The organism is Actinomadura sp. NPDC048394 (assembly GCF_040651755.1).
Lineage (GTDB): Bacteria > Actinomycetota > Actinomycetes > Streptosporangiales > Streptosporangiaceae > Spirillospora > Spirillospora montaniterrae.
This window is the reverse complement of record NZ_JBEZJL010000021.1, coordinates 21,247-39,072: the sequence shown is the minus strand read 5'-3', so window position 1 is coordinate 39,072 and position 17,826 is coordinate 21,247. Positions and strand designations below refer to the sequence as shown.

The following is a 17,826-nucleotide window of genomic DNA, read 5'->3' as shown; positions in this document are numbered from 1 at the left end:
CCGTACGCTGTCAAGTGCCATGCCTCGACCCCGCTCGCTCACCCAGGACCAGGTCGCCGCCGCGGCGCTCGCCGTCATCGACCGGGACGGCCTCGCCGGGCTGTCCATGCGCGCCGTCGCCAAGGAGCTCAAGCTCAGCACCATGGCGCTGTACCGGTACGTCCGGGACCGCGAGGAACTGGAAGGCCTCGTCATCGACCTGGTCTACGCCGAGGTCGATCCCGCGCCGCCGCCCGCCGGGCCGTGGGAGAAGAGGATCGAGACCATGGCGCTGCGGCTGCGGGACGCGTTCGGCGCGCACGCGGCGATCATGCCGCTGACGCTCACGCACCGGCACGACTCGGCCGGCTCGCTGTGCTGGGGGGAGACCGTCGCGGGCATCCTGCGCGACGCCGGGATCACCGGGCCCCGGGCGGCCATCGCGCTGCGGGCGGTGATCGCCTACATCATCGGCGCGATCCAGTTGGAGCACCTGGGCCCGCTGGAGGGGGAGGGGACCCTCGTCATCGCCGCGCTCCCCGAGGACGAGTTCCCGAACATGGCCGAGACCGCGCGGCACGCCCGCCGGATCGGCCCCGACGAGGAGTTCCGCGGGGGACTGGCGGCCGTGCTGCGCGGCCTCGGGAGCGCCTAGCTAGCGCACCAGCAGCGACTGCTGCGCGGCGATGGCCTCGACGGCCTGCGCCACGATCCCGTCGATCAGCCGCGCGCAGCTCGGCAGGTCGTCGATGACCCCGACGACCTGGCCCGACGCCATCACGCCGAGATCGGGACGGCCGTCGACCATCGCCGCCTTGAGCAGCATCGGGGTGTTGGCCGCCATGAGGACCTGTGACCAGGACAGGTCCTTGCCGTGCTTCATCGCTTTCCCGTCGGCGAGCATCGCGCGCCACGACATCCCGGACAGCTTCTTGAACCGGGCGCCGTTGCGCAGCGCCCGGACCAGGCCGCTGATCCGCCCGGCCGACTCCAGTTCGTCGACCAGCTCGCTGCGCAGCACCCGGTGCGGCATCCCGTCGACCTGGCGGGTCACGACCGTCTCGCCGGTCTTGAGGTAGACCTGCTTGACCGCGTCCGGCACCGAGCTGTCGGAGGTCAGCAGGAACCGGGTGCCCATCGCCACGCCCGCCGCCCCGTAGGACAGCGCGGCGGCGAGCCCGCGCCCGTCGAAGAAGCCGCCGGCCGCGATCACCGGGATGTCGACCGCGTCCACGACCTGCGGGAGCAGCAGCGTGGTGGCGACGGCGCCGGTGTGCCCGCCGCCCTCGCCGCCCTGCACCAGCACCGCGTCCGCGCCCCAGCCCGCGACCTTCTCCGCGTGCCGCCGCGCGCCCACCGACGGGATCACCACGAGGCCCGCGTCCTTGAGCTTGGCGATCAGCTCCTTCTTCGGCGCGAGCGCGAACGAGGCGACCTTCACGCCCTCCTTGATGAGGAGGTCGATGCGGTCGCCCGCGTCCCCGGCGTCGGCCCGCAGGTTGACCCCGAACGGCGCGTCCGTGCGGTCCTTGACCTCGTGGATCGCGTCCGCGAGCTGGTCGAGCGTCATCGTCGCCGATGCCAGGATCCCGAGGCCGCCCGCGTTCGCCACGGCGGTGACCAGGCGCGGGCCGGCCACCCAGCCCATGCCGGTCTGGACGACCGGGTGCCGCACGCCCGCCAGCCGGGTCAGCGGGGTGTCGAGCCGCTGCTCCATCAGGCCGGGACCTCCCGCTCGCGCAGGCCCTTCGGGTCCAGCACCTCGCGCATGACCCGCAGCTCCTCGTCGTCCGGAAGGCGCGTCTGCGGCACCTCGTCCGGGACGGCCAGCTCGAACCCGGTCGCGGCCACGACGTCGTCGACGGTCACGCCGGGGTGCACCGAGCGGAGCCGCATCCGGTGGTCGGGGGTGTCGAAGTCCAGCACCGCCAGGTTGCTCACCACGGCGCGGATCTCGTGCGCGCCCCGGTCCCAGCCGACGCCGCTGACGAAGTCGACCTTGTCGGTGAACACCCGCGTCGAGTGCTTCGGCACCCAGTAGCTCGTCGGGTTCAGCAGCGTGTTGCCCGGCCCGCCGCGCGACCCGAGGAGCTGCCGGGTCGGCCGCTCCCAGTCGCCGATGCACGAGATGTTGGTGTTGCCGTACCGGTCGATCTGCGACGGCCCCATCACCACGTGCCGCCGCGCGTTCAGCACCAGCCACAGGTGGTCGCGGAACGGCAGCCAGCCCTCCGCCACCTCGGCCGTGCGGCCCAGCGGGACGGGCTCGGCGCTCAGCGTCGGCCCGCCGTCGGTCGTCAGCAGGTCCGGCTCGAACGTGGCCCGCGCGAGCCGCGAGCCCAGCATCGGCACGAACCCGGCGACCGCCGCCGCGACGATCTCGCCGTCGCCGCGGAACAGCTCCGCGCAGGCGACCGCGCAGACCTCCGCCCTCGTCACATCGCTCATCGGGATTCCTCCTGCCAGGTCCGGACGGCGTCCTGATAGGCGGCCTCGTCGCCGGACAGGAACCGGTCGCGGAACGCCGCCCACGCCTCCGGGTCGGCCGCCGACTTCGCGTACAGCTTCTGGAACGCCTCGTCGCGCCGGTGGTCGGGCTCGCAGTCGGTGAAGTGCGCCCCGTTCGGGGTCTCCACCACGCCCGTCACCTGCGCCCGGCTGATCAGCATCGACTGCGGCGGGCCCTCCTTGGCGAAGTCGGCGGTGTCGACCAGCCGCTCGCAGGAGACGTACGTCCGGTCCGCGGCCTTGGCGAACAGGTCGTCCATGTACGGGTCGGCGCCGAGGTACTGGGCGTTGCCGCGCGCGTCCGCCCGGTTCATGTGGATCAGCGACACGTCCATGGTCAGGGCCGGGACGGCGACGAGCTCCTGGCCGTCCTCGTACGGCGACCGGATCGTCTTCAGCTCCGGGTTGACGCGCATCACGTCCGAGCCGAGCCCGACGGGGGTGGGCAGGAACGGCAGCCGGTGCGCCGCCGCGTACAGCCCGAACATGAACATGCCCTCGTCGTACTCGGTCAGCTCGATCGCCCCGGTCTGGCGCGCCTGCCGGAAGTGCGGCTCCAGCGGGATCGAGTCCATGGTCACGAACGCGGTGACGAGGCGGCGGACCTTGCCCGCCGCGCACAGCAGCCCGACGTCCGGCCCGCCGTAGGTGATCACGGTCAGGTCGGTGACGTCGGAGCGGCACAGCGCCCGGACGAGCGCCATCGGCTTGCGCCGCGAGCCCCAGCCGCCGATCCCGACCGTCATGCCGCTCTCCAGCGACCCGACGACCTCGTCGATGGTCAGTACCTTGCTCACTTCGCCCCCTTGGCCACGAAGGCGTCGCGGTGCTCGTCGCCCGCGCCCATGAGGTTCAGCTCGAACGTGAAGCCCTGCTCGTAGCGGTAGCTGCGGCGGACGTCGACCGGGTCGATGCCGTTCAGCGACTCCTTGGCGCGCCGGATCACGTACTTGTCCTTCGCCGCGATGTTCCCGGCGACCTCCAGCGCCTTGGCGCGCAGCTCGTCCTTCGGGACGACCTCCAGCACCGAGCCGTGGTGGTGCAGCTCGGCCGCGGTCACGGTGCGGCACGTGTAGACCATCGCGCGCATCAGGTGCTGCGGGACGAGCCGGGCCAGGTGCGTCGCGGCGCCGAGCGCGCCCCGGTCGACCTCGGGCAGGCCGAAGAAGGCGTCGTCGGACGCGACGACGATGTCGGCGTTGCCCGCGAGGCCGATCCCGCCGCCGAGGCAGAAGCCGTGCACCGCGGCGACGACCGGCACCTCGCAGTCGTAGACGGCGGCGAACGCCGCGAAGCAGCCCCGGTTGGCCCCCACCAGCGCGGTGTGGCCCTCGGTCCGCTGCATCTCCTTGATGTCGACGCCCGCGTTGAAGCCCCGGCCCTCGGCCCGGAGCACGACGGCGCCGACCTGCGGGTCGCGGCCGGCCGCGAGCACCGCGTCGGCCAGCTCGTACCAGCCCGCGACGGTCAGGGCGTTGACCGGCGGCGCGTCCACGACGATCTCGGCGACCCCGTCCAGGGTCGTGGTGGAGACTCCCATGCGCTACCTTTCCACCAAACATTTGTTAGAACAGACCGTAGCAGAGGGGCTCGGAGGAGGCGGGATGTCACTGACGCTGGACCTGGCGGGAAGGACCGTCGTGGTCACCGGGGGCGTGCGCGGTGTCGGCGCGGGGATCAGCCGCGCCTTCCTGGAGGCGGGCGCCGACGTGATCGCGGTGGCCCGGCGCGAGCCGGACGCGCTGCCCGAGGCCGGCGGCCGCACGGCCTCGTTCGCCTCCCTGGACGTGCGCGACGGCGACGCCGTGGAGGCGTTCGCCGCCGGGCTCGACCGGGTGGACGTGCTGGTCAACAACGCGGGCGGCGGGCCGTTCCTGCCGCTCACCGACGGCCCGCTGCGCACCCACCTGAAGATCCTGGAACTGAACCTGACCGCGCCGCTCATCATGGCGCGCGCACTGCGCCCGCTGATGCCGGACGGCGGCTCGGTGATCAACATCGGCAGCGTCAGCGGGGTCCGGCCGTCGCCGGGCACCGCGCCCTACGGCGCCGCCAAGGCCGGGCTGCACAGCCTCACCCAGTCACTCGCCGTCGAGTGGGCGCCGCGGGTGCGGGTCAACACGCTGATCCTCGGCATGATCCGCACCGAGCTGGCGCACCTGCACTACGGCGACGAGGCGGGCGTGCAGGCCGTCGCGCGGACCGTCCCGATGGGCCGCCTCGGCGACCCGTTCGAGGTCGGCGCCGCCTGCGTCTACCTCGCCTCCGACCTCGCGTCCTACATCACCGGGTCGCAGATGCTGATGCACGGCGGGGGAGAGCGCCCCGCGTTCCTGGACGCCGCCACCGTGAACAAGGAGGAGTCGCGATGATCTGCAAGGACCGCGTGGTCGCCGTCACCGGAGCCGGGCGCGGGCTCGGCCGCGCGCACGCGCTGGAGTTCGCCCGGCAGGGCGCCCTGGTCGTGGTCAACGACCTCGGCGTGGCCCGCGACGGCACCGGCGACGCCTCCGGCGGCCCCGCCCAGGACGTCGTCAAGGAGATCGAGGCGCTCGGCGGGCGCGCAGTCGCCAACACCGACGACATCGCCACCGACGCCGGCGCCGCCGCGCTCGTCGCCACCGCCGTGGACACCTTCGGCCGCCTCGACACCCTCGTCAACAACGCCGGGTTCCTGCGCGACCGGATGCTGATCAACCTGTCCGAGGACGAGTGGGACGCGGTGATGCGCGTCCACCTCAAGGGCCACTTCCTGCCGCTCAAGCACGCCGGGCAGTACTGGCGGGCCGAGAGCAAGGCGGGCCGCCCGGTCGACGCCCGCGTGATCAACACCTCGTCCGGCGCGGGCCTGCTCGGCAGCGTCGGCCAGGGCAACTACTCCGCCGCGAAGGCCGGCATCGTCGGGCTCACGCTCGTCGCGTCCGCCGAGCTCGGCCGGTACGGGGTGAACGTCAACGCGATCGCGCCCGCCGCCCGCACCCGGATGACGGAGGAGGTCTTCGCGCAGACGATGGCCGCGCCCGCCGAGGGCGAGTTCGACGCGATGGCGCCGGAGAACGTGTCGCCGCTGGTGGTGTGGCTGGGCTCCGCGCAGTCCAAGGACGTCACCGGCCGCGTCTTCGAGGCCGAGGGCGGCAAGATCTGCGTGATGGACGCCTTCCGGCACGGCCCCACCGCCGACAAGGGCGCCCGCTGGGACCCGGCCGAGGTCGGCGACGTCGTCACCGGCCTGCTCGCCAAGGCGCCGGCACCCGAGCCCGTCTACGGCGCCGGCTGACCCCCTCGCCCGCGCCCGGCCGCCGCCGGGCGCGGCCGGTTCCGGTCGCGAACCCCGTGAAACCGTCCTGACCTGCCACCATTCCGGATAACGGCGGGGGACGGGGGACGGTCGTGTCACCGAACCGGTATGGGGTGATCACGCGTCGTAGTTGCCAGGGGATTTCCCCGGACGACGCGAAAGGCAGGGGGTGCCGCCATGGCTCCTGAGGGTCCGCCGCCAGGGGACGCGCCGCGCCGCGGCCCCGCCCACGAGATGACGGGCGCGTTCCTCGCCGGGCCGGGCGGCCGGCCCGGCGCCGTACCGGCCCCGCGCGGGCCAGGTGGGCGGCCCGGGCCCGACCCGGCGCCGGCGGTCGCGTCCCCGCGGCGAAGGGGAGGCGCGCACCGGGGCCGCATCGCCGCCGGGGCGGCCGCGGCCGTCGTGGCGGGAGCCCTCCTCGGCCTCGGCGCCGAGACCGGGGCGGCGTCGCCCGTGCTGCGGCCGGTCGGCCGGTTCCTCGACTTCTACTGCGGGGTCTTCGCGCTGGTCGCGCTGTCGCTGACGGTCATGATCGGGCTGCTGGCCACCGACCGCGCGATCCTCGCCTCCCGGCACCGGCTGCGGGCCCAGGCGGTGCACCGGGCCACCGCCTTCCTCGCCGTCGCGATGCTGGCCGTGCACATCGCCTCGCAGCTCGCCGAGCACCGGGTCGGGATCGCCCAGGCGGTCCTGCCGCTGCCCGGCCGGCACGCCGCCGACTACGACATCGGCGTGATCGCCTTCTACCTGCTGCTCCTCGCCGTGGCCGGCGGGATCGCGCGGGGCCGCTTCGCCGGCACCAAGCACCCGTGGGCCTGGCGGGCCACGCATCTCACCGCGTACGCGGCCTGGCCGCTCGGGATCTGGCACGGCCTCACCTCCGGCCGCGCCCCCGCCGTGTGGGTGACGGCCGGCTACCTGCTGTGCGTGGCCGGGGTCGCGCTCGCGCTCGCCGCCCGTCCCGTCCTGCGGCCCCGCGAGAGGAGGACGCCGTGACCGCGCTCGCCGTCCGGCACGTCGGCCCGCCGCGCCTCACCAAGGGACTCGCCGACGGCGGACGCCTCGACTGGGACGCCCACCGCGCCCTGCACCCCGACCCGCGGCCCCTCACCACCGACCAGCTCGTCGCGCTGTGCGAGGCGGGGCGGCTGCACGGCCGGGGCGGCGCCGCTTTCCCGTTCGCGCGCAAGGTGCGGGCGACCGCCGACAGCGCCGTCCGGCGCGGCAAGCGGACGATCGTGGTCGTCAACGGCACCGAGGGCGAGCCCGGCAGCGCCAAGGACAAGGCGCTGCTGCGCGGCGCGCCGCACCTGATCCTGGACGGCGCCGCGCTCGCCGCGACCGCGCTCGGCTCGCTGGAGATCATCGTCGCCGTGACGGACGAGGCGGCCGCCGGGTCGGTGCGGGACGCGATCGCCGAGCGCGACCTCGGCGGCCGGGCCCGCGTCGCGCTGCTGCCGGAGCGGTTCGTCACCGGCGAGAGCGGCGCGCTGGTGCGCGGCATCAACGGCAAGCGACCGATCCCGCCCGGCCGCAAGGGGCGCGCCTCGACCCGCGGCGTGGACGGCCTGCCCACGCTGCTGTCCAATGCCGAGACCTACGCCCAGCTCGCCGTCCTCGCCGGGCTCGGCCCGGCCGGGTACCGCAGGATCGGGACGCCGGACGAGCCCGGCACGGTGCTGCTGACCGTGACCGGCTCGGCGCGCTTCCCGGCCGTGGTGGAGACGCCCGCCGGGGCGCCGCTCGGCCACCTGCTCGACCTGTGCGGCGCGCGGGCGGGCGAGGGCGTGCTGGTCGGCGGGTACCACGGCGCCTGGCTGAAGGGCGAGGTCGCGACCCGCACCGGGGTGTCGCGCGCCGGGCTCGCGGCGGCGGGCGGCGCGCTCGGCGCCGGGATCGTCATGCCGGTCGGCCGGGGCACCTGCCCGCTCGGCGAGTGCGCGCGCGTCGCCGGATACCTGGCCGCCGAGTCGGCCGGGCAGTGCGGGCCGTGCCGGCTCGGGCTGCCCGACATCGCGGGCGCGCTCGCCGACATCGCCGCCGGGCGGGGCGTCGCGTCCGCCGCCGAGGCCGTCCGCCGCACCGTCGGGATGGTCGACGGCCGCGGCGCGTGCGCCCACCCCGACGGCACCGCCCGGTTCGTGCTGTCCGCGCTGGAGGTCTTCGCCGCCGACGTCGCCCGGCACGCCTCCGACGGCGGCTGCGGGCGGCCCACTCTCGGGGTGCTGCCCGCCGAGGCCGAGGCGGCCGAGCTGCGGCTGGAGGTCGACTGGAGCCGCTGCGACGGCCACGGCCTGTGCGCCGACGTGCTGCGCGGCACCGTCCGGATGGACGAGTACAACTACCCCGTGATCCCCACCGAGCCCATCCCGGCCCGGCTGGAGGCCGACGCGCGGCGCGCCGTCGCGATCTGCCCGGGCCTCGCGCTGCGCCTCGTCCCGCGGACGCCCCACGAGAAGGCCGGCCGGGCCTCCTGACCCGCGCGGAATGCCGGGCGGGGCGTCGGGTGTTGTAACCGGGGCGCCCGACGGAAAATGGATCGCCCGGCGCGGGTGGTTCCGGCTACGGTGCGAAGGTTTGAGGGGTGAGCGGGGCCTGCCGGCCTGGAACCCTATCCTTGTCGACGGTTATGAGGACGCCTGTGAGATCGCCGCTCGCCGACCTGCGCGCGCGCCTGCCCGAGCTGATGCTGCGCGACCAGCACCGGCTCCGCCGCCGCATCGACGGCACCCAGAAGATGCGGGACGCGGCGCGGCGCGCGAAGGTGGCCGAGGAGATCGCCGCCGAGGTCGAGGCCGCCGAGCGGCGGGTCGAGCGGCGGCGCCTCGCCGTGCCCGCGATCACCTACCCGGCGGAGCTGCCGGTCGCGCAGAAGAAGGACGACATCCTCGCCGCCGTCCGCGACCACCAGGTCGTGATCGTCGCGGGGGAGACCGGGTCCGGCAAGACCACCCAGATCCCGAAGATCTGCCTGGAGCTCGGCCGGGGCGTGCTCGGCTCCATCGGCCACACCCAGCCGCGCCGGCTCGCCGCCCGCACCGTCGCCGACCGGATCGCCGAGGAGCTCGGCACCGAGCTCGGCGACACCGTCGGCTACAAGGTCCGCTTCACCGACAGGTCCAGCGACGACACGCTCGTGAAGCTGATGACCGACGGCATCCTGCTCGCCGAGATCCAGACCGACCGGCTGCTGCGCCAGTACGACACGCTGATCATCGACGAGGCGCACGAGCGCAGCCTGAACATCGACTTCCTGCTCGGCTACGTCAAGGAGATCCTGCCGCGGCGGCCCGACCTGAAGGTGATCATCACCTCGGCGACGATCGACCCCGAGCGGTTCTCCCGGCACTTCGGCGACGCCCCGATCGTCGAGGTGTCCGGCCGGACGTACCCGGTGGAGGTGCGGTACCGGCCCGTCTCCGACCCGGACGACCCGTCCGCCGACCCCGACCGCGACCAGATCCAGGCGATCATCGACGCGGTCGACGAGCTGGGCCGCGAGGCGCCCGGCGACGTGCTGGTGTTCCTCAGCGGCGAGCGGGAGATCCGCGACACCGCCGACGCGCTCACCAAGCACTTCACCCGCACCAAGAGCGCGACCGAGGTGCTGCCGCTGTACGCGCGGCTGTCGGCCGCCGAGCAGCACCGGGTGTTCCAGGCGCATCGCGGGCGGCGCGTCGTGCTCGCGACGAACGTCGCCGAGACGTCGCTGACCGTCCCGGGCATCAAGTACGTCGTCGACCCGGGCACCGCCCGCATCTCCCGCTACAGCCACCGGCTGAAGGTGCAGCGGCTCCCGATCGAGCCGGTCTCGCAGGCGTCGGCGAACCAGCGCAAGGGGCGCTGCGGGCGCGTGTCCGAGGGCGTCTGCATCCGGCTGTACTCCGAGGAGGACTTCGAGTCCCGCCCCGAGTTCACCGACCCGGAGATCCTGCGCACCAACCTCGCGTCGGTCATCCTGCAGATGACCGCGCTCGGCCTCGGCGACATCGCCGCGTTCCCGTTCGTCGAGCCGCCGGACCGCCGCAACGTCAAGGCGGGCGTCGACCTGCTGCACGAGCTCGGCGCCATCGACCCGGCCGAGAAGGACCCGCGCAAGCGGCTCACCCCGCTCGGCCGCCGGCTCGCGCAGCTGCCCGTCGACCCGCGGCTCGCCCGCATGGTGCTGGAGGCCGACCGCAACGGGTGCGTCCGCGAGGTGCTGATCATCGCCGCCGCGCTGTCGATCCAGGACCCGCGCGAGCGTCCCGCCGAGCACCAGCAGGCCGCCGACGACAGGCACCGCCGGTTCGCGGACCCGACGTCGGACTTCCTGGCGTACCTGAACCTGTGGAACTACCTGCGCGAGCAGCAGCAGGAGCTGTCGGGCAGCGCGTTCCGCCGCATGTGCAAGAACGAGTTCCTGCACTTCCTGCGCGTCCGCGAGTGGCAGGACCTGCACGGCCAGCTGAAGCAGGTCGCGAAGTCGCTGGGCGTCACGCTCAACACCGCCGACGCGCCGCCCGACCGCATCCACGTCTCGCTCCTCGCCGGCCTCCTCTCCCACATCGGCCTCGTCGACACCGACAAGAAGGACAAGGACAAGCCGCGGCGCGGGCAGGAGTACCTCGGGGCGCGCGGCGCGAAGTTCGCCGTGTTCCCGGGGTCCGCGCTGTTCAAGAAGCCGCCGCGCTGGGTGATGTCGGCGGAGCTGGTCGAGACGTCCCGGCTCTGGGGCCGCATCAACGCGAAGATCGAGCCGGACTGGATCGAGCCGCTGGCGGAGCACCTCGTCAAGCGCAACTACAGCGAGCCGCACTGGTCGAAGAAGCAGGCGGCCGTCATGGCGCACGAGAAGGTCACCCTGTACGGGGTGCCGATCGTCGCTGACCGGCGCGTCAACTACGGCTCCATCGACCCGGCGCTGTCCCGCGAGCTGTTCATCCGGCACGCGCTCGTCGAGGGCGACTGGGAGACCCACCACCAGTTCTTCCACGACAACCGGGCCCTGCTCGACGAGGTGGAGGAACTGGAGCACCGCGCCCGCCGCCGCGACATTCTCGTGGACGACGAGACGCTCTTCGACTTCTACGACGAGCGGATCCCCGAGGACGTCGTCTCCGGGCGGCACTTCGACGCGTGGTGGAAGAAGGCGCGGCGCTCGGACCCCGACCTGCTCGGGTTCGAGAAGTCGATGCTCATCAACGAGACGGCCGGCGGCGTCAGCGAGGCCGACTACCCGGACTCGTGGAAGCAGGGGCCGCTGCGGCTGCGGCTGACCTACCAGTTCGAGCCGGGCACCGACGCCGACGGCGTGACCGTGCACGTCCCCGTCCAGGTGCTGAACCAGGTCCGGCCGGACGGGTTCGAGTGGCAGGTTCCCGGCCTGCGCACCGAGCTGGTCACCGAGCTGATCCGGTCGCTGCCGAAGCAGCTGCGCGTCAACTTCGTCCCGGCGCCCGACTACGCCCGCAAGGTCCTCGACCGCGTCGCGCCGCGCACCGAGCCGCTGCTGGACGCGCTGGAGCGCGAGCTGACCGCGATGACCGGCGTGCCCGTCGCGCGGGAGGCGTGGGACCCGGCGCGGCTGCCCGCGCACCTGCGGATCACGTTCCGCGTCGTCGACGACCGCAAGCGCACCCTCGGCGAGGGCACCGACCTCGACGAGCTGAAACGCCGGCTCGCCGGCAAGGTGCGCGGGACGCTGTCCAAAGCGGCGTCGGGCGTCGAGCGCTCCGGCCTCACCGAGTGGACGATCGGCGAGCTGCCCCGCACCTACGAGCAGAAGCAGGCCGGCTACGACGTCAAGGCGTACCCCGCGCTGACCGACGAGGGCGCGAGCGTCGCCGTCCGCATGTACGAGACGGAGGCCGAGCAGCGCCGCGCCATGTGGCTCGGCACCCGCCGCCTCATCCTGCTGAACGCGCCGTCGCCGGTGAAGCTCATCCAGGGCCGGCTCACCAACAAGGGCAAGCTGGCGCTCAGCCACAACCCGCACGGGTCCGTCGCGGCGCTGTTCGACGACTGCGTCACCGCCGCCGCCGACCGGCTCATCGCGGAGGCGGGCGGGCCCGCGTGGGACGAGGACGGGTTCCGCGCGCTCTACGACCGCGTCCGCGCCGACCTGCACGACGCCACCGCCCAGGTCGTCGGGCTGGTCGAGCGGATCCTCGCCGAGTCGCACGAGCTGGACCGGCGGCTGCGCGGCACCACCAGCCTCACCCTCGTCCCGGCGCTGACCGACATCCGCGGGCACCTGGCGAGGCTGGTCCACCCCGGGTTCGTCACCGAGACGGGCTGGGCGCGGCTCGCGGACCTGCCCCGCTACCTGCGCGCGCTGCAGGTCCGGCTGGACAAGCTGCCCGAGAACCCGGGACGCGACCGGATGCTCGCCCACCAGGTCGACGTGCTGGCGCAGGAGTACGAGCAGGCGCTCCGCCGGCTGCACCCGTCCCGCCGCGACGAGGAGCCGGCCCGGCAGATCCGCTGGATGCTCGAGGAACTGCGGGTGAGCCTGTTCGCCCAGCAGCTCGGCACCCGGTTCCCCGTGTCCGACAAGCGCATCCGCAAGGCGATGGCCCAGCTCTGAGCCCCGGCCGGCCGGCCGGGGCGTCCGAGCCGGGACACGACATGATCAATCGTCGTGTATGACTGGGATCATGGGATTGAGGGAGTTCTACCCGCCGATCGAGCCCTACGACTCCGGCCTGCTGGACGTCGGCGACGGGAACCGGATCCACTGGGAGACCTGCGGGAACCCGGACGGCAAGCCCGCGGTGTTCCTGCACGGCGGGCCCGGCGGCGGCGTGGTGCCCCCGTTCCGGCGCTTCTTCGACCCCGCCGCGTACCGGATCGTGCTGTTCGACCAGCGCAACTGCGGCCGCAGCCGCCCGCACGCCGGCGACCCCCGCGTCCCGCTGGCTGACAACACGACGCCGCACCTGGTCGCCGACATCGAGCGGCTCCGCGAGCACCTGGCGATCGACCGCTGGCTGGTGTTCGGCGGCAGCTGGGGGAGCACCCTCGCGCTCGCCTACGCGCAGGCCCATCCCGAGCGCGTGACGGAGATGGTGCTGCGCGGGATCTACCTCGTCCGCCCGTCCGACGAGGCGTGGGGGTTCACCCCGGGTGGCGCCGCCCACCTGTTCCCGGCCGAGTGGGCCGCGTTCCGCGACGCGATCCCGCCGGACGAGCGGGACGACCTCGTCGCCGCCTACGGCCGCCGCATCGAGGACCCGGACCCGGCCGTCCACCTGCCGGCGGCACGCGCGTGGATGGGGTGGGAGCTGTGCGCGAACACGCTGCTGCCCCTCCCGCCCCCGGACCTCGACGACGCCACGGTCCTCGCGTTCGCCCGCATCACCCACCACTACATCGCCGCCGGCGGATTCCTGCCCGAGGGCGGCCTGCTGGCGGGCATCGACCGGATCCGGCACGTCCCCGCCGTCATCGTCAACGGCCGCTACGACATGAAGACGCCGCCGGACCAGGCGTGGGACCTGCACCTCGCGTGGCCCGAGGCGGAGTTCCACATCGTCGAGGACGCGGGGCACGGCGGTTCCGAACCCGGCACCCTGGACCGGCTCATCGAGGCGACCGACCGGTTCGCGGCGCGGTGACGCCGCCGGTCTACTCACTTCGCGACGACGTGGCTGGTCCCACATCTACCTCGCAAGTCACTGCAGTACCGTGTACTAGTGCGTATGGTTCATTCCATGCCTAACAGCGAAGAGCGCGACAATAGCGGCCCCGAGGGGACGGCCGCGGCTCCCCAGGGCGCGGTCTCCGAGGGTTCGCAGGACGCCGCGTCCGCGAAGCGCGACGAGGGCGGCGGGCAGGGCTCGCCAGGGCAGCAGGGGGCCCCGCGGCAGGGCACGCCGCAGCAAGGCTCGCAGCAGGGCCCGCCGGAGCCGCGCGGCGACGTCACGGGCACCGGCGGAGCCGAGACGGCGGTCGCGCGGATGGGCGACCCCGTCACGGTCTGGCCGTGCGCGAACTGCGGGCGGCCGGTCCCGCAGCCGGTCGGCGCCGTCCGCGCCGTCCGGTACTGCCAGGACAACGAGGGCGCGTGCGCCCGCGAGGCCCGCGACCGCCGCGAGCGGGGCCGGGACGCGCCCGGCCTCACCGGCCAGGTCGCCTCCACCTGGGAGATGGTCGAGCGGCTGGAGAAGGCCGCGGACCTGCTCGCCGACTCGCTGACCTCCGAGCTGAGCGTCGCCGGCGTCGAGCGCCGGGTCGCCGAGGTGCGGGCCGAGGCCGCCCGCGAGCTCGCCATCGCGCAGAGCGAGCGGGACGCCTCGCAGCGCAAGGCGGAGGAGGCGTGGCAGGAGGCGTCGTCCGCGCGCGGCCGCGCCGACGAGGCCGAGAAGGACGCCGCCGAGGCCCGCGAGGAGGCCCGGCTCGCGACCGCCAAGCGCGACGCCGCGCAGCAGGCGTGGGAGGAGGCGCACCAGATCGCGCAGCAGTCGATGACGGCGAAGCTCGCCGCCGAGAGCGAGCGCGACCGCATCGCCGCCCGCGAGACCGAGCTGCTCGCCGCGCTGGAGGCCGCCCGCGCCGAGCTGGTCGGCTTGCACGCCAAGCTCGCCGAGGCCGAGGGCGCCGCCGAGTCGCAGCGGGTCGAGGCCGCGGTCGCCAAGCAGGGCGCCGAGGACCTGCGCAACGCCATGCGCGATACCGAGGCGCAGCGCCAGCACGCCATGCAGGCCGCCAGCAAGGCCGAGGCGGAGCGCGCCGCCGCGCTGCGCGCCCAGTCGGAGGCCGAGGCCGAGGTCGTGCGCGCCAACGCCCGCGCCGAGGACGCCGCCAAGGAGCGCGACGCCGCCCAGGCGCGGGCCGAGTCCGCCACCGGCGAGCGCGACGAGCTGAACGCCAAGATCAACGACCAGGCGGTGCAGCTGCGGCAGCTGTCCCAGTCGGTCGCCGAGCAGCAGGCGGCGCTGTCCGCGCTCGCCGAGGAGCGCGACGCCGCGCGCGCCGAGGCCGACCGCGCGCGCCGCCAGATCGACCAGCTCACCCACAACACTTTGTCGTCGAACATCCCGCCGGGCGGCCGGCTGTCCGGCGGCAGCCCCGTGCCGCCGCCGGGCTTCGCGAACGCCCCGGGCGGCGCGCAGCCGCCGATGGCGCCCGCCGGCTCGGGCGCTCCGCTCGGCGCGCCCGTCCCGCCCGGGGCGCAGGGGCCGAACGGAACCCACGGCGGCCCGCCGCCCGGCGCGTCGCAGTCGGGCGGGCACATGCTGCCGCCGCCCGCGGCCGGCGGCCCCCCGTCCCCCATGGCCGGCCCCTCGGCGGGCGAGCCGCCCCTGCCGAGCCGCCCGCTGAACGGAGCCGACCGGGAGGACCCGCTGTTCACCGGCCCCTGACGGCCGGACGCCGGCGGCTCAGCCGTACTTGACGACGAGCACCAGCACGAAGACCGCCCCCGCGACGATCATGGTGGCCTGGCCGCGCTCGCGCACCGCCGTCCGCCGGAGGCCGGCGACCCGCTGGCGGCTGAGCCGCATGTCCGACGCGGCGCGGCGGGCGCGCTCCCAGTGCATGCCGGTGTACACCGCGAGCGCCGCCACCCCGAGGAGAAGTAAGACCGTTCCGCTCATCTGACCCGCCTCCAGTCGCGCAAAGTCAGATTGAACAGCGTAACCCTGGTGCCGGACCATGTCGCCTGACATATTTCCGGCACCGAAAACGGAAACGGTCTGGCGGGCGGCGGCGCCGGATCACGCGGCCCGCCGCCCGCCGCCGGTCACCGTCCGAACCGCTCCGGGTCGATCTCGATCCAGATCTGCTCGGCGCGGCCCAGCAGCCGCCCGTCCGCGCCGTACAGCGCGGTCGCCGCGTGCATCTTGCGGCCCTCCCGGCTGCGCGCCAGGCCCATCACCACGCACTCCTCACCGGCCTCGGGCACGTCGGTGACCTGCGCGGTCATCGTGCCGAGCACCGCCGGGCGGCCCGCCACGTCGAACGACCAGGCGCCTGGGCAGTCCAGCGCCGCCCACACCAGCGTCCGCTCGGGCACCTGGTCGGGCACCCACGGCGCCGCGACGGTGTCATCGGCGACGTGCCCGGGCTCCAGCCGGAGCCCGTCGCCGGGCTCGCGCTCCGGCCCGCACACGAAGCAGCGCGGGAACGGGTGGTTCTCGATCGCCCGGAACTTCTCGGCCGCCTCCCGCGCCTCCGCGAACGGGACCGGCGGCACCGGCGGCACCACGATCGCCCCCGCGAGGGCCTCCGCGACCAGCGTCTCCCCGTCCCACATCCGCGCGCTGTGCCCGCGCTCGTCCTCCACGGTGACCGTCAGCTCGGTGTCCAGCGGTGGCGGCTGCCGCAGCGTCACCGTCACCGTGTCGATCGGCACCCGCCCCGCCAGCAGCCCCGCCGTGTACCCCCCGTTGCCCGACCCGTCCGGGCCGTGGAACCGCCTATCGATGATCACTGGGTCCCCCGCAATCACATCCGCCGCACGAAAACGGCACCGATCATAATGAGCGGCACCGACAGAGCGGTCCGTCGCCCCTGCTCTAGACGGCGCGCGACGGCTGGGGGCGGCCGGGGCGGGTGGTGAAGAACACCGAGAGGGAGCCGCGCAGGCGGGCCCGGACGGTGTCCTCGTCGACGTCGACGTCCTCGGGGACGGGGGTGCGCTCCAGGGCGCGGGAGATGAGCACGTCGACCTGGCGGTCGGCGACCAGGACCGAGCAGGTGTCGCAGGCGTACCAGGGGTAGAGCATGTTCAGCACGGCGACGGCGGTGTCGTCGTCGGACAGGTGCGTGGTGTCCAGCTCGACCTCGAACATGTCGGTGTCCTCGGGGTCGAGCGTGGGGTAGTAGAGCCACGTCGGCCCGTCGGCGCCGCAGAAGTCGCACGCGGGCTCGCCCGGGGACGGTTCGCCGACGGCGAGCTCCAGCTCGTGGTCCCACGGCTCCACCCGGCGGTTGTGCCGGTATCCCACCCCGTCCAGCGAGCCCTCGCGGTTGTGGGTGACGTCGTGCACCTCGCCGCCGCAGCGGGCGCACATGAAGCCGATCTCCTCCATGTCCCTCCCTGATCGCTGAGGCACGGTCTCACAGTATCCGGCCGGGGGGCTCCCTCGTACCCGGCGGCGCGATCGTTCGGGTACGTTGAAGATCTTCCGCCGCTCCGGCGATCCCGGCCCGGTGTTCCGGACGCATACCCCGCGCGCCTCCTCGCATGTCCCGGTGCTCCTTCCGCGAGCCCGCCCCGCCGAGCCTTCGAAAGGGAGGTTCCCTTGTCCCTGCCCGCCCAGACCGACATCGTGCTCAACGCCGACAAGATCGACCTCGTCCGGGACCGGCGCCTGCTGCTCGACCGGGTGACCATGACGGTGCTCCGCGGCGAGCACTGGGCGCTGATCGGGCCGAACGGCGCCGGCAAGAGCACGCTGCTCGGCATCCTCGGCGCCTACACGCACCCGACGCGCGGCAGCGCGGAGATCCTCGGCCGCCGGCTCGGCCGGGTCGACGTGCAGGAGCTGCGGAAGCTGATCGGACAGGTCAACCCGCGGCATCCGCTGGAGTCGGCGCGGACCGTCCGGGAGATCGTGCTGACCGGCGTGACGGGCACCATCGAGCTGGTGCCGCGCTGGACGCCGAGCGAGGACGAGCTGCGCCGCGCCGACGAGCTGATCGCGCTGATGGGGCTGACGGCGCGCACCGACGCCCGCTGGCCGAACCTGTCGCAGGGGGAGCGGGGCCGCGCGCTGATCGCGCGGGCACTGATGCCGGACCCGCCGCTGCTGCTGCTCGACGAGCCCGCCACCGGCCTGGACGTCGCCGCGCGCGAGCGGCTGCTGGCGAGCATCGACCAGCTGCGGAGCGAGCGCCCGGACCTGACGACGGTCCTGGTCACGCACCACCTCGAGGAGCTGCCGACCAGCACCAGCCACGCGCTGCTGCTGCGCGAGGGCCAGGTCCTGGCGTCGGGGCCGGCGGACGAGGTGCTGACGACCGAGCTGGTCAGCGCCTGCTTCGACCACCCGATCACGATCACCCGGCACAGCGGCCGCTGGGCCGCCACCGCCGGGCCCGCGTAGCCGCCGGTC

Annotated in this window: 16 protein-coding genes; 9 read left to right on the top strand and 7 right to left on the bottom strand. The window is 74.2% G+C overall.

All coding sequences use genetic code 11. From position 1 onward, the window contains the following. The first annotated feature begins 19 nt into the window (after window positions 1-19). Window positions 20-634 (top strand): TetR/AcrR family transcriptional regulator, encoded by a 615-nt coding sequence (locus AB0C78_RS17065; protein WP_360748276.1) that lies wholly within the window; start codon window positions 20-22, stop codon window positions 632-634. On the opposite strand, the gene AB0C78_RS17060 is transcribed toward AB0C78_RS17065, so the two are convergent. The 4 genes from AB0C78_RS17060 to AB0C78_RS17045 are packed head-to-tail and all read right to left on the bottom strand — an operon-like array spanning window position 635 to window position 4,027. Further along, window positions 635-1,696: a nitronate monooxygenase gene (locus tag AB0C78_RS17060; protein ID WP_360748273.1), complete on the bottom strand. Its 1,062-nt coding sequence runs from the start codon at window positions 1,694-1,696 to the stop codon at window positions 635-637. Next, the gene (locus tag AB0C78_RS17055; protein WP_360748270.1) at window positions 1,696-2,427 is read right to left on the bottom strand and encodes a CoA-transferase; all 732 of its coding nucleotides are present in this window, start codon (window positions 2,425-2,427) and stop codon (window positions 1,696-1,698) included. The genes AB0C78_RS17060 and AB0C78_RS17055 overlap by 1 nt, the downstream gene beginning before the upstream one ends. Beyond that, the gene (locus AB0C78_RS17050; RefSeq protein ID WP_360748267.1) at window positions 2,424-3,284 is read right to left on the bottom strand and encodes a CoA-transferase; all 861 of its coding nucleotides are present in this window, start codon (window positions 3,282-3,284) and stop codon (window positions 2,424-2,426) included. Before AB0C78_RS17050 ends, AB0C78_RS17055 begins: the two co-directional genes overlap by 4 nt. Further along, entirely contained in the window at window positions 3,281-4,027 is a 747-nt protein-coding gene (locus AB0C78_RS17045; protein WP_360748264.1) for an enoyl-CoA hydratase family protein, read from the bottom strand. Before AB0C78_RS17045 ends, AB0C78_RS17050 begins: the two co-directional genes overlap by 4 nt. A 64-nt stretch (window positions 4,028-4,091) precedes the next feature. On the opposite strand from AB0C78_RS17045, the gene AB0C78_RS17040 reads away from it, so the two are divergent. The 7 genes from AB0C78_RS17040 (at window position 4,092) to AB0C78_RS17010 (ending at window position 15,129) form a co-directional block, all read left to right on the top strand. Beyond that, a complete protein-coding gene (locus AB0C78_RS17040) occupies window positions 4,092-4,859 on the top strand; it encodes an SDR family oxidoreductase (protein WP_360748261.1) in 768 nt (255 codons plus the stop codon). Beyond that, window positions 4,856-5,764 carry an SDR family oxidoreductase gene (locus tag AB0C78_RS17035; protein ID WP_360748258.1) on the top strand — a complete coding sequence of 303 codons (909 nt, stop codon included), beginning with the start codon at window positions 4,856-4,858 and terminating at the stop codon, window positions 5,762-5,764. The genes AB0C78_RS17040 and AB0C78_RS17035 overlap by 4 nt, the downstream gene beginning before the upstream one ends. Before the next feature lie 198 nt (window positions 5,765-5,962). After that, window positions 5,963-6,781, top strand: coding sequence for a hypothetical protein (locus tag AB0C78_RS17030; RefSeq protein WP_360748255.1), 819 nt, complete (start codon window positions 5,963-5,965; stop codon window positions 6,779-6,781). Then, window positions 6,778-8,262, top strand: coding sequence for an NADH-ubiquinone oxidoreductase-F iron-sulfur binding region domain-containing protein (locus AB0C78_RS17025; RefSeq protein WP_360748252.1), 1,485 nt, complete (start codon window positions 6,778-6,780; stop codon window positions 8,260-8,262). The genes AB0C78_RS17030 and AB0C78_RS17025 overlap by 4 nt, the downstream gene beginning before the upstream one ends. Before the next feature lie 152 nt (window positions 8,263-8,414). Beyond that, complete coding sequence (gene hrpA, locus AB0C78_RS17020) at window positions 8,415-12,353, top strand: ATP-dependent RNA helicase HrpA (RefSeq protein ID WP_360748249.1); 3,939 nt, start codon at window positions 8,415-8,417, stop codon at window positions 12,351-12,353. 76 nt (window positions 12,354-12,429) lie between these two features. Further along, entirely contained in the window at window positions 12,430-13,383 is a 954-nt protein-coding gene (gene pip, locus AB0C78_RS17015; RefSeq protein ID WP_360748543.1) for a prolyl aminopeptidase, read from the top strand. A 96-nt stretch (window positions 13,384-13,479) separates the two neighbouring features. Continuing rightward, window positions 13,480-15,129: a chromosome segregation ATPase gene (locus tag AB0C78_RS17010; protein ID WP_360748246.1), complete on the top strand. Its 1,650-nt coding sequence runs from the start codon at window positions 13,480-13,482 to the stop codon at window positions 15,127-15,129. Window positions 15,130-15,147: 18 nt separating this feature from the next. On the opposite strand, the gene AB0C78_RS17005 is transcribed toward AB0C78_RS17010, so the two are convergent. The 3 genes from AB0C78_RS17005 to AB0C78_RS16995 form a co-directional block, all read right to left on the bottom strand. Continuing rightward, the gene (locus tag AB0C78_RS17005; RefSeq protein ID WP_360748243.1) at window positions 15,148-15,363 is read right to left on the bottom strand and encodes a hypothetical protein; all 216 of its coding nucleotides are present in this window, start codon (window positions 15,361-15,363) and stop codon (window positions 15,148-15,150) included. 146 nt (window positions 15,364-15,509) lie between these two features. Beyond that, window positions 15,510-16,199 carry a hypothetical protein gene (locus AB0C78_RS17000; protein WP_360748240.1) on the bottom strand — a complete coding sequence of 230 codons (690 nt, stop codon included), beginning with the start codon at window positions 16,197-16,199 and terminating at the stop codon, window positions 15,510-15,512. A gap of 85 nt (window positions 16,200-16,284) precedes the next feature. Beyond that, complete coding sequence (locus tag AB0C78_RS16995; RefSeq protein WP_151546887.1) at window positions 16,285-16,800, bottom strand: hypothetical protein; 516 nt, start codon at window positions 16,798-16,800, stop codon at window positions 16,285-16,287. A gap of 213 nt (window positions 16,801-17,013) precedes the next feature. On the opposite strand from AB0C78_RS16995, the gene AB0C78_RS16990 reads away from it, so the two are divergent. Beyond that, a complete protein-coding gene (locus AB0C78_RS16990) occupies window positions 17,014-17,817 on the top strand; it encodes an ATP-binding cassette domain-containing protein (protein WP_360748237.1) in 804 nt (267 codons plus the stop codon). Window positions 17,818-17,826 lie beyond the last annotated feature (9 nt).

Coding starts and splice junctions, on each gene's coding strand:
- AB0C78_RS17065 (WP_360748276.1), top strand. CDS start 20: ATGCCTCGACCCCGCTCGCTCACCCAGGACCAGGTCGCCGCCGCGGCG.
- AB0C78_RS17060 (WP_360748273.1), bottom strand. CDS start 1,696: ATGGAGCAGCGGCTCGACACCCCGCTGACCCGGCTGGCGGGCGTGCGG.
- AB0C78_RS17055 (WP_360748270.1), bottom strand. CDS start 2,427: ATGAGCGATGTGACGAGGGCGGAGGTCTGCGCGGTCGCCTGCGCGGAG.
- AB0C78_RS17045 (WP_360748264.1), bottom strand. CDS start 4,027: ATGGGAGTCTCCACCACGACCCTGGACGGGGTCGCCGAGATCGTCGTG.
- AB0C78_RS17040 (WP_360748261.1), top strand. CDS start 4,092: ATGTCACTGACGCTGGACCTGGCGGGAAGGACCGTCGTGGTCACCGGG.
- AB0C78_RS17035 (WP_360748258.1), top strand. CDS start 4,856: ATGATCTGCAAGGACCGCGTGGTCGCCGTCACCGGAGCCGGGCGCGGG.
- AB0C78_RS17030 (WP_360748255.1), top strand. CDS start 5,963: ATGGCTCCTGAGGGTCCGCCGCCAGGGGACGCGCCGCGCCGCGGCCCC.
- hrpA (WP_360748249.1), top strand. CDS start 8,415: ATGAGGACGCCTGTGAGATCGCCGCTCGCCGACCTGCGCGCGCGCCTG.
- AB0C78_RS17010 (WP_360748246.1), top strand. CDS start 13,480: ATGCCTAACAGCGAAGAGCGCGACAATAGCGGCCCCGAGGGGACGGCC.
- AB0C78_RS17005 (WP_360748243.1), bottom strand. CDS start 15,363: ATGAGCGGAACGGTCTTACTTCTCCTCGGGGTGGCGGCGCTCGCGGTG.
- AB0C78_RS16995 (WP_151546887.1), bottom strand. CDS start 16,800: ATGGAGGAGATCGGCTTCATGTGCGCCCGCTGCGGCGGCGAGGTGCAC.